This is a genomic window from Nonomuraea sp. PA05 (assembly GCF_008086045.1).
Classification (GTDB): Bacteria; Actinomycetota; Actinomycetes; order Streptosporangiales; family Streptosporangiaceae; genus Nonomuraea; species Nonomuraea monospora.
This window is the reverse complement of sequence record NZ_VSEY01000064.1, coordinates 42,305-55,576: the sequence shown is the minus strand read 5'-3', so window position 1 is coordinate 55,576 and position 13,272 is coordinate 42,305. Positions and strand designations below refer to the sequence as shown.

General features: G+C 73.1%; 13 protein-coding genes. 3 read left to right on the top strand and 10 right to left on the bottom strand.

Features of this window, described 5'->3' with window-relative positions; genetic code table 11:
* The coding region (locus FXF51_RS55320) for a hypothetical protein (protein WP_148442922.1) at positions 1-182 on the top strand (182 nt) is incomplete at its 5' end.
* Here the strand turns inward: FXF51_RS55320 and FXF51_RS55315 are convergent.
* The 5 genes from FXF51_RS55315 to speB form a co-directional block, all read right to left on the bottom strand.
* Positions 173-1,828 carry an ABC-F family ATP-binding cassette domain-containing protein gene (locus FXF51_RS55315; RefSeq protein ID WP_148442921.1) on the bottom strand — a complete coding sequence of 552 codons (1,656 nt, stop codon included), beginning with the start codon at positions 1,826-1,828 and terminating at the stop codon, positions 173-175. The two genes, FXF51_RS55320 and FXF51_RS55315, sit on opposite strands and share 10 nt — an antisense overlap.
* 202 nt (positions 1,829-2,030) lie before the next feature.
* On the bottom strand, positions 2,031-2,609 hold the full coding sequence (locus FXF51_RS55310) for a CGNR zinc finger domain-containing protein (protein WP_148442920.1): 579 nt from the start codon (positions 2,607-2,609) through the stop codon (positions 2,031-2,033).
* Positions 2,591-3,214, bottom strand: coding sequence for a cytochrome b/b6 domain-containing protein (locus FXF51_RS55305; protein WP_148442919.1), 624 nt, complete (start codon positions 3,212-3,214; stop codon positions 2,591-2,593). The genes FXF51_RS55310 and FXF51_RS55305 overlap by 19 nt, the downstream gene beginning before the upstream one ends.
* On the bottom strand, positions 3,180-3,884 hold the full coding sequence (locus FXF51_RS55300) for a molybdopterin-dependent oxidoreductase (RefSeq protein ID WP_222871909.1): 705 nt from the start codon (positions 3,882-3,884) through the stop codon (positions 3,180-3,182). The genes FXF51_RS55305 and FXF51_RS55300 overlap by 35 nt, the downstream gene beginning before the upstream one ends.
* Positions 3,885-3,966: 82 nt before the next feature.
* Positions 3,967-5,103 carry an agmatinase gene (gene speB / locus FXF51_RS55295; protein WP_148442918.1) on the bottom strand — a complete coding sequence of 379 codons (1,137 nt, stop codon included), beginning with the start codon at positions 5,101-5,103 and terminating at the stop codon, positions 3,967-3,969.
* Positions 5,104-5,142: 39 nt separating this feature from the next.
* On the opposite strand from speB, the gene FXF51_RS55290 reads away from it, so the two are divergent.
* A complete protein-coding gene (locus FXF51_RS55290; protein ID WP_148442917.1) occupies positions 5,143-6,597 on the top strand; it encodes a sodium:solute symporter family protein in 1,455 nt (484 codons plus the stop codon).
* Here the strand turns inward: FXF51_RS55290 and FXF51_RS55285 are convergent.
* The 3 genes from FXF51_RS55285 to FXF51_RS55275 form a co-directional block, all read right to left on the bottom strand.
* The gene (locus FXF51_RS55285; RefSeq protein ID WP_148442916.1) at positions 6,584-7,369 is read right to left on the bottom strand and encodes a class I SAM-dependent methyltransferase; all 786 of its coding nucleotides are present in this window, start codon (positions 7,367-7,369) and stop codon (positions 6,584-6,586) included. The two genes, FXF51_RS55290 and FXF51_RS55285, sit on opposite strands and share 14 nt — an antisense overlap.
* A gap of 78 nt (positions 7,370-7,447) precedes the next feature.
* A complete protein-coding gene (locus FXF51_RS55280) occupies positions 7,448-9,679 on the bottom strand; it encodes a caspase, EACC1-associated type (protein WP_148442915.1) in 2,232 nt (743 codons plus the stop codon).
* 3 nt (positions 9,680-9,682) lie between these two features.
* The gene (locus FXF51_RS55275) at positions 9,683-10,084 is read right to left on the bottom strand and encodes an effector-associated constant component EACC1 (RefSeq protein ID WP_222871908.1); all 402 of its coding nucleotides are present in this window, start codon (positions 10,082-10,084) and stop codon (positions 9,683-9,685) included.
* 147 nt (positions 10,085-10,231) lie between these two features.
* On the opposite strand from FXF51_RS55275, the gene FXF51_RS55270 reads away from it, so the two are divergent.
* The gene (locus FXF51_RS55270; protein WP_148442914.1) at positions 10,232-10,780 is read left to right on the top strand and encodes an emopamil-binding family protein; all 549 of its coding nucleotides are present in this window, start codon (positions 10,232-10,234) and stop codon (positions 10,778-10,780) included.
* Here FXF51_RS55270 and FXF51_RS55265 read toward each other — a convergent pair.
* Positions 10,704-12,062, bottom strand: a complete 1,359-nt coding sequence (locus FXF51_RS55265; RefSeq protein ID WP_148442913.1) for an FAD-dependent oxidoreductase — start codon at positions 12,060-12,062, stop codon at positions 10,704-10,706. The genes FXF51_RS55270 and FXF51_RS55265 overlap by 77 nt on opposite strands.
* Positions 12,059-13,222: an NAD(P)/FAD-dependent oxidoreductase gene (locus FXF51_RS55260; RefSeq protein WP_148442912.1), complete on the bottom strand. Its 1,164-nt coding sequence runs from the start codon at positions 13,220-13,222 to the stop codon at positions 12,059-12,061. The genes FXF51_RS55265 and FXF51_RS55260 overlap by 4 nt, the downstream gene beginning before the upstream one ends.
* Positions 13,223-13,272 lie beyond the last annotated feature (50 nt).

Below are 13,272 nucleotides of genomic sequence, written 5' to 3'. Positions count from 1 at the left end.
GGCACGCCGACGGCCGCACCGTCCTGCTCATCACCCACCGCCTGGCCAGCGTCCGCTACGCCGACCGCATCTACGTCCTGGACCACGGGCGGGTCGTCGAGCAGGGCGATCACGACACGCTGCTCACCTCGGGCGGGCTGTACGCCGACCTCTACACCCTTCAGGCCAGCGCCTACCGGTGAGCCAGCCTCAGGCGGGAGCCGTGCCAGCGGTCGCGCAGCCAGCGGTCGTGGCTGGCGATCACCACGGCTCCTGGGCCGCCTCCTGCTCCCAGTGCCTCCTCCAGCTCGTCGGCGAGGCGCGGGGAGAGGTGGTTGGTGGGCTCGTCGAGCAGGAGCAGCTCGGGCGGGTCGGCCACCAGGAGGGCCAGGGCCAGCCGGCGGCGCTGGCCCACCGACAACTCGCCGACCCGCAGGTTCAGGTCGCGCGGGGCGATCAGGCCGAGGGAGCGGAGCGGGACGGTCTCGGCTCGTTCGGGGCCGAGGGCTGCCTCGTAGGTCTCCCTGACCGTGCGGTCCGGCTCGGTGAAGACGGTGTCCTGGGTCAGGAGGCCGGTGGTCAGGCCGGGACGCCGGTGCACCTCGCCGCCGGGTTGCAGTCGTCCGGCCAGGACGGACAGGAGGGTGGACTTGCCTGCGCCGTTCGGGCCGGTGACCAGGAGGCGGGTTCCGGGTGCGAGGTCCAGGCGGGCGATCGAGAGCCGTCCCGGGATCCGCACGTCCCGCAAGCTGAGCAGCGGCTCGCCGCCTTCTCCGGTGGTGGCGGTCAGGGAGCGCGGGTCGCCGTCGTCTCCCCCGGTGGCGGTCAGCGGGCGGGGGTGGAAGCGGAGCGGGGGCGGCGGGGCAGGGACCTGCTCGCGTTCCAGCTCGGCGAGCCGCCGCGCCGCGTTCCGCACCCGCCGGGAGATCTGCTGCTGCACCCGCCCGGCGCGATGCCCGTACCCCATCTTCTCGTTGTCGCGCCGCAGCCCGTCCAGCGCCACGTTCCGCGCCGTCACCGCGACGGACCGGCGCAGCTCGTCCAGCTCCTCCTGCTCCTCGGCGTGGCGCCGCTCCCACCGCTCCCGCTCGGCCCGCTTCTCGGCCAGGTAGGCGCCGTACGCTCCCCCGTACCGGACGGGCCCGTCCAGCGCCGGGTCGAGGTCGATCAGGTCCGTGCAGACCGCATCCAGGAACGCCCGGTCGTGGCTGGCCACGACGACCAGTCCCGTCATGCCGCGCAGTTGCTCCTCCACGAACGTGGCGGCGTCGTCGTCCAGGTGGTTGGTGGGCTCGTCGAGCAGCAGCGCGGCGGGCCGCCTGATGAGCAGCGCCGCCAGGGCGAGCCGCCCGCGCTGCCCGCCCGACAGCGACGCGACGGCCCGCGCGTGCGGCACGTCGCCCAGGCCGAGCCGGTCGAGGACGATCCCGGCTCGCCGGTCGGCGTCCCAGGAGTCGTGCAGTTGCGCCTGGTCGAGCCGGGCCCCGTACGCTTCGAGCAGCGCGGCGTCGGAGGGGTTCGCGGCCAGCTCGCCGCTGAGCCGGTCGAGCTCGGCCAGGTCCGTACGGGCCTCGCGCAGGGCGTCGTCGAGCACGGCGGCGATCGTGGCGTCGGCGGCGTACGGCAGCTCCTGGTGCAGGAAGCCCAGGTCGGCGGGCCGGACGACGGTGCCGGAGTCGGGTTCGTCCGTTCCGGCGAGCAGCCGCAGCAGGGTGGACTTGCCGGCGCCGTTCTCGCCGATCAGGCCGATGCGCTGGCCGGGGGCGGCGGTGAGGGAGACGCCGTCGAGCACGCGCCGCGTGCCCAGCGTCCGTACGAGCTCGCGCGCGAGCAGGGTGTCGGTGACCATGAGAGGACCTCGGGAGAGACCCGGGCGCGCCGAGGCCGCCCGGTGAAGGGGACAGGTTTTCGGGAACGACGACCAGGGCCCGCGTCGGCGGCGGCATGCACGCGCGCCCGCCGGGGCCGGTCAGGCTCCGGTCTCACCCGGAGATGTCGTCGTCACCTGCCATGCCTGGTCTCCTGTCTCATGATCTTCCTTAGGGAGGATATCAGCGCAGCCCGGCCTCTCGTCTGCGTGCCCGGTACGCCGCCGCCTTGATCTTGTTGCCGCACGAGTCCATGCCGCACCACTCCCGCCGCCCGCCGCGCGACCGGTCGATGAAGATCTTGGTGCACTCGGCGTCCGCGCACTCCTTCAGCAGCGGCGCGTCCGGCCCGGTGAGCAGCTCGATGGCGTGCCGGGCCAGGGTGGACAGCACCTGCGCAGGCGTCGCCTCCACCCACCGGCCGCCCTTGGCCGTGAGCTTCGGCATGACCGGGGCCTTGCGTGCGGTCTCGTTCACCAGGGCGAGCGCGCGGTCGTCGTAGCGCTCGCCGCCGAGCCGGGCGCTGACCAGGCGGTAGACGGCCTCGCGCAGCGCCACCGCCTGGTTCAGGTCGGCCGTCTCGGCGGGGGTGACGACGTCGGCGAGGCCGGACTGCAGGAACCAGGCGTCGAGCCGGTCGGGGGCGTCGAGCGTCTCGACCCGCTCCGTACGCCGGGCGCGCAGCGTGCAGGTGAGGTCGAGCGCCGGGTCGCCGCAGATGAACACGTGCGCGGGCCGGGCCGTCACTGCTCGTCGGCCCATCGGGGATGGTGCCTCCCGGCCCACGCCCGCGTGACCGTCCCCGTGCGCATGCCGAGCCGGGCCATCGGGTCCCGGTAGGCGAGCCGGACGTGCCCGGCCACGATGACGGCGATCGCCAGCGCCGTCAGGTCGTGCACGAAGATGGCGCTCGTCCGGGAGATCCCCGGCAGCAGCCCGCCGAACCACATCAGCAGCCCGGTGAACATCATCACCGGCACTGCTCCGGCGATCCAGCCCGCCCAGATCTTCTGCCCGGCGTTGAACTTGCCCGCCGGGCGCGGGCCCGTCGTGCCCCGGCGTACCGCGCGCAGCCATTCCCGGTCGTACGGCGCGAACCGGTTGAGCCTGCGCAGGTCGGCGCGGAACGAGCGGGCGGCGAGCCCGAGCAGGAACGGCGCCGGCAGCAGCAGCCCCGACCACTCGTGGATCAGGACGACCAGGTGCCTGCGGCCGACGAGCTGGGCGAGCGGCTCGAAGTAGAGGAACGCCGCCGCTCCCGCGCACACCAGCATGAGCGTGGCGGTGGCGCGGTGGACGAGCCGCTCGGCGCGGGTGAAGCGCCGCAGCCGCTCAGGCGGCCTGGTCGAGCCAGCCGTCGACGTCATAGCCGTACTCCTCCCAATATCCGGGGACGACCTGGTCGGTGACGGAGATGCCGGACAGCCACTTGGCGGATTTGTAGAAGTACATGGGGGCGACGTAGAGCCGTACGGGGCCGCCGCGCTCGTGGGTGAGCGGCTTGTCCTGCATGTCGAGGGCCACCACCACGTCGGAGCGGCGGGCCTGGTCGAGCGTGAGGCTCTCGGTGTAGACGCCGTCGAAGCAGGTGAAGCGGACCGCCTTGCCCTCGGGCCGCACGCCCGCGAGGTCGAGCAGGTGCGCCAGGGAGACCCCGCCGAAGGGGGTGCCGGGCACCCGCCAGCCGTCGGTGCACTCGACGTCGCCGACCACCCGGGTCTGCGGCAGGGCGCGCAGCTCGTCCAGCGTGAACGTCATGGGCCGCTCGACGAGGCCGCCGAGCTCCAGCCGGTAGTCGGCCGAGGTCTTGCGCGGCACCGAGCCCGCCACGCTGAAGTAGCGGAAACCATCCGTGCTGGGCAGCAGCCCGGTCAGGCCGGTGGGGTCGTTCTCGCTCACGGCCCCGAGCGCCCGGTCCCAGCCGCTCCGGAGGAACGGCGCGGCGGCCAGGCCCAGGGCGCCCGCCGCGAGCGTCGAGAGCATCACGCGGCGCGCGATGGGCGCACCTTCTCCCGCAGGACGTCGCTGGTCGACCATCACATCACTCCCGAGGCAGTCACCGGTTCAACTAGTGACGATCATCGCAGACGACCCGTCACCTGTCAAACCAGTGACAGCCTCAGTCCATCGGCCCCCAGGCGGGACGCGTCCCCGAAGCCGCCTTGCGGCCCAGCCTCCCCGCTCTGACCTGCACGGCCAGGCTGTCGAGGATCACCCGGGCACTGAGCAGGGCCGTCTGCTCAGCCCAGTCGTACGGCGGCGAGCACTCCACCACCTCGATCCCGGCCAGCCCCGGCTCCGACACCAGCCGCACCAGGTTGAGCGCCTCCCTCGGCAGCAGCCCGCCCGGCTCAGGCCAGCCGGTGCCCGGGACGAACCCGGCGTCGATGACGTCGATGTCGAACGACAGATACACGGCCTCGGCGTTCTGCCAGGCGAGCTCCAGAGCGGTCTCCGCGACCCGCTCCACGCCGACCCGCTCCACGTCCCCCACCGTGATCACGGTGGTGCCGCGCTCGCGGCCGACCTTCACCCCGGCCCTGGGCGCCTGCCAGCCGCCGATGCCGACCTGCACGAGGTTGGTGGCGGGGGCGTTCCTGATGTTGGTGGCGTGGAACCAGGGCGTCGTGTGCATGCGCTCGTCGAGGTCGGTCTCCTGAGTGTCGACGTGCCGGTCGAAATGGATGATCCCGACGTTCCCCTCGTGGTGCGCGGCCAGCCCGCGGATCGTCGGGAAGCCGATCGAGTGGTCCCCGCCCAGCACCACCGGCACCACGCCCCGCTGGACGACGTGGCTCATCGCCTGGCTGATCTGGTCGAACGACTTCTCCAGGTTGCCGGGGATGGTGAACACGTCCCCGATGTCCACCAGGTTGAGCTGCTCGCGCAGGTCCACGCCGAGCTCGTAGCTGTAGGTGCCGAACAGGTTCGTGCTGCGCCGGATGCCCTGCGGCCCGAAACGGGTGCCCGGCCGGTACGTCGCCCCCGCGTCCAGCGGCACCCCGAAGACCGCCACCTCGGCGTCGCCGACGTCGTGCACGTCCTCCACGAAGGGGCACTTCAGGAACGTGCCGCGCTCACCCGCGAAGTGCGGCAGCTCTCCCCGCGAGAACGTGGGGATCGTGCGATCCGTCAGCGTGGGCGCGCCCGCCAGCCCGTGGGCCAACGCCCGCTCGATCTCCTCCTCGTGCCGGGCCGTCGGAATTTCCGCCTCCGCCCGCTGGGCCCAGGCGCCTTCTTGATTTACGTTGGCCATGATTCGGAGTGTTCGCTCGCAACGATCGGCTGTCCAGCAATGATCATTCTGGGTGTCACGCTCGCCATCGTCTCCATGGTCGTCGTCGGGCTGCTGGTGGCTCGCCGCGTAGCGGGAGACAGCAGGAACTTCCTGGTCGCCGGCCGTACCCTGGCTTTGCCTGTGGTCGCCGCCACCCTCATGGGCCAGGCCGTCGACACCAACGCCACCCTCGGCGCCACCGACCTGGCCGCCGGACTCGGCTTCTGGGCGGGCGCGGGGCTGCCCCTCGGCCTGGCCCTGTGCCTGCTGCTCACCGGCCTGTTCTTCGCCCGGCCGATGAACCGCATGGGGCTGACCACCCTGCCCGACTACTTCAGGCTCCGGTTCGGCCGGGCCGTCGAGTTCGCCGCCGCGCTGCTGATGATCACCGCGTTCATGATCCTGGTCGCGGGCAACCTGGTGGCGGGCGGCTTCCTGTTCGAACGCTTCCTGGGCACCTCGTACACCGGCGGGATCCTCATCATCGTCGCCGTCGTGCTGATCTACACCCTCGCCGGAGGGCTGCTCAGCGACGCCTACACCTCGATCGTGCAGATGCTCATCACCGGCATCGCCGCGTTCGGCCTGCTGTTCTGGGTGGCCGCCACCTTCGGGCTGAGCGCCCCGCCCGGCATGGGGCCGCTCGACCTGGGGCAACTGTCCGACCCCGCGCAGGGCGCGGTCGTCAACTGGGCCACGCTCGTCGCGCTCGGCATCGGCGACATCGTCGCCATCGACTTCATGCAGCGCATCTTCGCCGCCCGCTCCCCCGGCGTCGCCCGCCGCGCCTGCTTCATCGCCGCCGCCGGCACCACCGTGATCGGCGTGCCGTTCGCGCTGGTCGCCGTCTCCACCGGCCAGGGCCTGCTGGCCTTGTTGGACGAGTCCGCGCCCGCCGCGCTGAGCGTGCTCGTGCTGGCGGGCATCGTCAGCGCGTCGCTGTCCACGGCCGACGGCGCCATCCTCGGCACCGCCGCCGTCGCCGTCCGCAACGTGGGCTCCACCCGCCGCGTCCACCAGCCCGGACGAGCCGACCCGCTGCTGCGCGCCACCCGCTGGGCGATGCTGCCCGTGGTCGGCGGCGCGGTGCTGCTCGCGCTGCGGGTGCCGCAGACGGGCGTGCTGCTCACGCTGGCCTTCGACCTCATGCTGGCCTGCCTCGCCGTGCCGTTCGTGCTCGGCTTCTACTGGCGGCGCGGCTCCTCCCCCGCCGCCATGGCCGCCCTGACGGTCGGCCTGGTCGTGCGGCTCGTGCTGTTCGCGATCACCCCCACCATGTACGGCGCGCCCAACACCCTCCTCTACCTCCCGAACACGCTGGCCGGCGCGAGCTTCGACGGCTGGCCCACGTTCATCGCGCTGGGCGCGTCCCTCGTCGTCTACGTGGTCGTGGCGCTCGTCACCGCGCCGGCCGCCGCGCCGGGCAGGGAGCTGCGCATGCCCGCCGAGGAGGGCGCGGTCAGGGCCGGATGACGATCTCCAGGTACTCGAGGGGCATGAGCAGGGTGTCGCCGTCGGCGTTCAGCTCGTGGACCAGGGCGGTCAGGTCGGCGACGAGAGCGCGCCTGCCCGCCTCGTCCAGGGAGCCGAGCGTCACCACCGTGGGGCCGTAGGTCGCGCACCAGGCCCGCACGTGCTCGTCGGGGCTGGGGAAGCGCCACCACAGGTCCCGCGTCGCCGCCTCGATCGCCACACCTGACCCGAACAGCTCGCGCAGCCCACGCATCGTGCCCCAGCGGCTCTCCGGCTGGGCGCCGGACGCGGGCGGGACGTGCGCGGTGTTCAACGCCAGCATCCGGCCCATGTAACCGGACGGCGTCCAGCACGCCAGCGCGATCCGGCCGCCCGGCCGCGTCACCCGTACCAGCTCGGCCGCCGCCCGCTCCTGGTCGCGCGCGAACATCACCCCGAACGTCGAGGTCACCAGGTCGTAGGCGTGATCCGGCACCGGCAGCGCCTGCGCGTCACCCTGCCGGAAGTCCACCGTCAGTCCCTCCGCCTCGGCCCGCCGCGCGGCGTGCGCCAGCAGCTCGGGCTCCAGGTCGACGGCGGTGACGCGGGCCGAACGGCGGGCGCCGGCCAGGGCCACGTTCCCGGTGCCGGTCGCGACGTCCAGATGGGCCTCGCCTGCCCGTAACTGCGCCGTCTCGCACAGCAGCTCGGCGGCCAGGAGGAAGCGGGCGCCGATGGATCGGTAGTCGCCGGTGGCCCACGTTCGCGGGTGTGCGTCGTTCAGGTCCGGCATCTTGGTCCCTCTCCGGTCGGCGGGCGTTCGCTGCCAGTCTGCGGGAGGGGTGGACGGCTGGCTAGGTGTCCCGCGCACTCAGGTGACGGGCCAGAGGCGGATCGTGCCGTCGGAGCCGGCCGCGGCGAGGATCCCGCCGTCCTGGCTGAACGCGAGGAGCAGCGGGCCGGTGTGTCCGGTGAGGACGGTCTCCACCTGCCCGCTGAGCACCTCGCGGACCAGGACGCCGCCGTCGCCCGTACCCGGGCTGACGCCGGCGGCGAGCACCCGGCCGTCCGGGGCGAACCCCAGCGCCGTGTACGTCTCCCCGGGTTTGGTGAGCGTGCCGAGCTCCTTACCGGTGGCCACGTCCCACACCTGCACCCGGTTGCCGGGATCGTCGCCCCGGATGGTGGCCAGGCGCGCGCCGTCAGGGCTGAAGGCCGAGCCGCGGACGATGCCGCCGGTCTGCTCGGCGAGGGCGCGCGTGCCGCGGCCCTCGGCCACGTCCCACAGCCGCGTGGTGTCGGTGGCGTAGCCGCTGCTGGCCAGGAGGGTGCCGTCGGGGCTGAACGTGAGGACGCCCACCCCGTTGGTGTGGCCCTTCATCGAATCGGTGACCTCGCGGGCGTCCACGTCCACCAGGTGCACGCGGTTGGTGTAATCGTCGACGCCCGCCAGGCCGCCGGCGACGGCGAGCGTCTCGCCGCCTGGGTTCAGCGCCGTCCGGCAGCTTCCCTGGACGTCGGTGACGGTGAGCGTGACCGGGGGGCGGCTCTCGTCGGTGTCCCACAGGCGTACCGTGCACCTGTTCTGGTCGGCCACTCCCGCCGTGGCCAGCATCCCGCCGTCGGGGCTGAACGCGTAGGCGTTGGTCGGGCCCTTGAGGGTGAAGGTGCCTGCGTTCTTGCCGGTGGTGGCGTCCCAGCGGCGGACCTTCTTGTCGTGGCCGACCGTGATCAGGGTCTTGCCGCCCTGGGTGAAGGTCATCGCGTCGATGGGGCCGGTCAGGCCGGTGATGAGGGTGGTGGGCTGGAGGGGGCCGCCGCTGGCTTCGGAGGCGTGGTCGCCGCCGGAGGATGTGGTGATCAGGTACGTGATCACGGTGGCGGCCAGCAGGGCCAGTGCGGTGGCGATGGCGGCGAAGGCCTTGGGGTTGCGGGTGGGGGGCCAGAAGCGTGACTCGCCCTCCGGTGCGGCAGGGGGCGTCGCGGTGGGCTCGGGGGGCGCCGCCGGGCGCGTGGGCCTCGTCTCCGTAGCCTGGGCGCCGGCCGCGGGCGGCGCGGCGGCTTCCGGCGCTTGCGGAGGCGTGGCCACGACCGCCGGATCCGGTTCGGCCGCGGGCGGTGGGGCTGGGGGTGGGGGTGGCGGGGCTGGGGGCGGGGGTGGGTGGACGGACCGTAACCACGCCTCCGCCGCCCCCGACACGACCTTGCTGTCATCGTCCACCAGCCGCCGGATCTCCTCCAGCACCTGCCCCCGCACCCACCCGTTCCCCACCCGATGCAGGTGCGCGAGCCCGTCCAGCGCGGCACGCCGATCGGTGGCGATAGGGCTCCCCATCGCGTTACGCAGGTACGCGGGCAACGTCCAGTTCACGTTCCGCGCGATGACCGTGCGCCCCTCGACGTCGGACTGCTTCTTGGGCCGCTGCTGCGGCATCTCCTCCACGACCCGCTCATGGACGTACCCGTACAGCTCGTCCAGCGTGATGTCACCGTCCCCGTCGAGGTCGGCGCTGCCGTCCCGCAGCCCTTCCACCAGGTACCGGGTGAACACCGACTGCGGCGCCCGCCCCTCCTGCCGGTCGCCCTCGAAGGAGTACTGCGTGGCGTCGGACGCGGTCAGCACGGTCCGGCCGCGCCCCTGGAAGCGTTCGAGGGTGTGCACGGCGGTGTCGGCCTTGGCGATCGATCCGGTCGGGTAGGCGCCGCTGTAGCAGCAGTCGAGCACCAGCACCTTCTGCCGGGACGCGCAGCCCTCCATCGCCTGGTCGATGTGCTCGGCCGACAGCGCGGTGAACAGCAGGCTGTCGCGCCGCGTGTTGGACATCGCCAGGTACAGCCGGCCGTGGTCGTCCTTGAGGCCGTGGCCGGTGAAGTAGAGCAGGGTCAGGTCGTCGCGGCGGCGGTCGCGGTAGAAGTCGCCGATCGCCTCGCCCACCCGGTGGTGCGGCTCGTTGATGAGCGTGGTCACCTCGAACCCGGCGATCTCCGGGTCGCGCAGGACGGCGGCGAACGCCTCGGCGTCGTGCGCCGGGGCGGTCAGGCCGCGCAGCCCGGCGTCCGCGTACTCGTAGGTGGCGACCAGCAGCGCCAGCCGGCGGCTCATCGCTCAGCCGTCCGTGTGGCGGCGGATGTAGGCGTCGAGAAGGGCGCGTTGCTGTTCGGCGGTGGCCCGGTCCAGCTCGATGGTGTCGCCGTCGATGGTGATCGAGATGCGGTGCCGTCTCGACTGCCGGTCGAGCCAGTCGCTCAGCGTGCCGATCACCGTGGTGAGGACGCCGCCCGACGCGCTGAGCGCCACGATGATGGCGCCGACGGTGACGGGGTCGGCGCCCTTGGCCCCGGCGGGCGGCGGCGTGCCGTCGATCGCGAGGGTGGCGCGCTCGACGTCGAGCTCGTCCAGCTCGACGCGTAGCCGCCGGACCAGCCGGTCGGCGTGCTCGGGATCGAGCTCCTGATCGGCGTGCAGTTCGAGCCGCATGCTCAGCACGCCGTCGCCGTCGTTCACCATCGGCTGCCCACCCCTGGCTTCTTGAACGCGAACCCCGCCCCCCGACGTTTCCCGCATCGTTCCATCGCCAGGTCTGGTGCGTAAGCCCTCCATCCTTTAGATTACTTATAGTAGTTCTTTAACTACAATGAGTGATAAGGATCGATCATGAGTGAGCTGCGGCGGTTGTCCTGGCAGGATCGGGTCTCGATCGCGATCCTGAGCTTCTTCATGCTCATGGCCTGGACCATCGAGCTCTACTTCATCCTCCACCACCACGACATCAGGCAGCGGGCCGATCTGTTCGCGCTGGCGTACAAGCTGTACGGCAGGGGCGACGAGGCCTACTACGGCAGCGGCTTCACCGCCCTGCCCCTCGCGCTGGAGACCTTCAACGTCTTCGTCACCCAGGTCTTCAACGGGCTGCTCGTCTGGGCCATCGTCCGGCGGCGCTTCTACCGGTACCCGCTCCAGCTCGGGCTCTCCGCCTACTCCGCCGCCCTCGTGCTCCTCTACTTCTGGACGGCGCACGTGTCCGGCTACGCGGGGATGGCGGACAAGAGCTTCTGGAACTTCGTCATCTTCGTCGCCCCGAACCTGCCGTGGCTGCTCGGCGATCTGTTCCTGCTGCATCAGGCGGTCATCCCGGTCCTGCGGAGGTTCGCCGGCCCCGTGCAGCCCCGGATGGAGGCGGACACGCGGCTGCCTGCCGCCTGAACGCGAGCCCGGCCAGCCGGCGGAGCCAGGCGAGGAGGCCACGGAGCACCCCCAGCGGGTGGCGCGGCCGCCGGCCGGTGAGCACGTCCCGGGCGAGCCGGCCCGCCGCCACGCGGGCGACGCGCAGGAAGGCGGCGGCGAACGGGCCGGGGCGGGTCTCGTCCGTGGACAGCAGCCGCATGGTGCGCTCCCGTTCTGCGCGGTCGCGGCGCCACAGCGCGTAGACGGCCCGGCGCAGCGCCACCTCGGCCGGGGCGTCGGAGGTGAACACCGTGTAGAGCGCGTCGGCCAGCATCTCCGGCACCCGGCTGCGGGCCGCCCGCTCCCGCGCGTAGTCCGCGATCGTGCCGGACGCCGCCACGCGCTCGCCGTCCAGGACGGCCAGGGTGAGCCCCGCCGCCGTCAGGGGGTGGAAGTGCCCGACCGCGTCGCCCACCAGGGCGTGCGGCTCCCGCCCGTAGAGCCGCCGGGGCTGGAAGCGGTTGACCGACCACTGCGTCTCGCCCCGGCACAGCGCCGCGACCATGGCCGCGTGGAGGGGCGCGCGCAGCACCTGCTCGTACCGCTGGGCGAGGTAGCGGGTCAGGTCGGCGGGACGGACGGTGAGGGGGACGTCGACGCACAGCCGCACGGTGGAGGCGTTCAGCCGGTAGGCGAGGATGGGGCCGGGGCCGCCGAGGAAGACGTGGCCGTAGCCCTCGGCGGGCAGCCAGACGTCCCGCAGCAGGACTCCGGCCAGGCGGGACAGCCGCTTCGCGCCCGGGGCGTCCGCGGCGGCCGGCGCGGCCGGGCGCAGGAGGGAGGTGCGGCCGTCCGCGCCGATGATCCGGCTCGCCGTGACGTGCCTGTCCGTGCCGTCGAGGCCGGCGGTGTAGGTGACGTGGCCGCCGCTGATGCCGGTGACGCGGCTGCCGGTGCTGAGGACGATCCGCGGGTGTGCGGCGACGGCCGAGCGCATGCTCCGCACGAGCGCGGAGTGGGGGAAGCTGAGCCCGGTGCGGCCCCGCGCGTACGGCAGGGTGATGGCGGGGCCGCCGTCGTCGGGGAACACCACGAAGCCCGCGCCGGCGACGAAGCGGGAGGCGGGGAGTTCGACGCCCAGCCTGCGCAGGGCGGCCACGCCTGGCGGGTGCAGCCATTCGCCCGCGAAACGCCGTACCGGGCGGGCCTCCGCTTCCAGGAGGAGCACCCGCGCCCCTCGCCCGGCGAGCGCCAGCGCGGCGGCGCACCCGGACGGGCCCGCCCCGACGACCACGACGTCCGCCCCCGCGGCTGCCGTCATGTGCTCTCCGACGGCGGGAGGTGGGTGCCGGTGAGCCCGGAGCCGACCACCCGGGTGGCGAGCCTGCGCAGCCTGGGGTCACCGAAGATCATGGCGGCCGCGTCCAGGAGCCCGCCGCGCACCGCCGCCCGCACCGCGAGCCCGCCCACGAGCCCGGACGTGAACCGCTTGCGGCAGGCGGCGCGGTAACGCCGCCACGCCTCCTCCTCCCCGCGCACCCCCTGCACGACGTCGGCGGCGGCGTGACCCGCGTAGATCCCGCTCTGCACGGCCTGGAAGATGCCCTCACCCGTCGCGCTGTTGGTCAGCCGGGCGGCCTCGCCGACGTAGAGCGCGCCCGGCGCGGTGAGGTTGCGCACGATCGGCGTGTACGCGATGGGATGCCCCCGCAACCCGCCCACCTGCCTGGCGTTCCTGAGCCGTTCGCGGAAGCGGGCGTGCAGGAACCCGGCGAACACGTCGCGGACGTTGCCGCCGCAGCGGCGCAGCCGTTCGCGATCGATGCAGATGCCGATGTTCACCCGGTCGGCGGTCTCGGGGAACATCCAGCCGTAGAGGGGCGAGAGCCGCCGATCGAAGATCATCTCCAGGGTGTGCGGCTCGAAGGGGAACTCCTCCCACCAGCCCATCACGGTGACGATCGTCGGCTTGGGCCGCGGGTCGGCCGAGAAGACGGAGTGGCCGCCGTCCGCGCAGAGCACCACGTCCGCCGCGACCTCCACCGGCCGCCCCTGGTGCACGCCGCGCACGCCGCGCACGCGGGGGCCGTGGCGGATCAACTCGGTGGCGCGGAACGACCCGGTGAAGCCGACGCCACGGGAGGTGGCCCGGCGGACGAGCAGTTCGTCGAAGTGCCGCCGCAGCAGGATGATCGCGCCCTGGTCGGTGTGCAGGTGCAGCGAGCGGCCGGCGGGCGTGGTGAGGAGCAGGGAACGGGCCGGATATCCCAGCCGCTCGACCTCGTCGCGCAGCCCGAGCCCGCGCAGGACGCCGAGCGTCGCGGGCGACAGCGCGCTCCCGCAGGTCTTGTCGCGGGGCAGCTCGCCGCGGTCCAGGAGGAGGACGTCGCTGATGCCGCGCTGCGCGAGGGCAGCCGCGGCGGCGCCGCCCGCCGGCCCGGCTCCGACGATCGCGATCTTCGTGACCAGCTTGTGAGACACCGGAGCCCCTATCGTCAGACACTCTCCGTAGTCATATACTCGCCTATAGT

Coding starts and splice junctions, on each gene's coding strand:
- FXF51_RS55300 (WP_222871909.1), bottom strand. CDS start 3,884: ATGGTCGACCAGCGACGTCCTGCGGGAGAAGGTGCGCCCATCGCGCGC.
- FXF51_RS55270 (WP_148442914.1), top strand. CDS start 10,232: ATGAGTGAGCTGCGGCGGTTGTCCTGGCAGGATCGGGTCTCGATCGCG.
- FXF51_RS55290 (WP_148442917.1), top strand. CDS start 5,143: ATGATCATTCTGGGTGTCACGCTCGCCATCGTCTCCATGGTCGTCGTC.
- FXF51_RS55275 (WP_222871908.1), bottom strand. CDS start 10,084: ATGGTGAACGACGGCGACGGCGTGCTGAGCATGCGGCTCGAACTGCAC.
- FXF51_RS55305 (WP_148442919.1), bottom strand. CDS start 3,214: ATGACGTCGACGGCTGGCTCGACCAGGCCGCCTGAGCGGCTGCGGCGC.
- FXF51_RS55265 (WP_148442913.1), bottom strand. CDS start 12,062: ATGACGGCAGCCGCGGGGGCGGACGTCGTGGTCGTCGGGGCGGGCCCG.
- FXF51_RS55315 (WP_148442921.1), bottom strand. CDS start 1,828: ATGGTCACCGACACCCTGCTCGCGCGCGAGCTCGTACGGACGCTGGGC.
- FXF51_RS55285 (WP_148442916.1), bottom strand. CDS start 7,369: ATGCCGGACCTGAACGACGCACACCCGCGAACGTGGGCCACCGGCGAC.
- FXF51_RS55310 (WP_148442920.1), bottom strand. CDS start 2,609: ATGGGCCGACGAGCAGTGACGGCCCGGCCCGCGCACGTGTTCATCTGC.
- speB (WP_148442918.1), bottom strand. CDS start 5,103: ATGGCCAACGTAAATCAAGAAGGCGCCTGGGCCCAGCGGGCGGAGGCG.
- FXF51_RS55280 (WP_148442915.1), bottom strand. CDS start 9,679: ATGAGCCGCCGGCTGGCGCTGCTGGTCGCCACCTACGAGTACGCGGAC.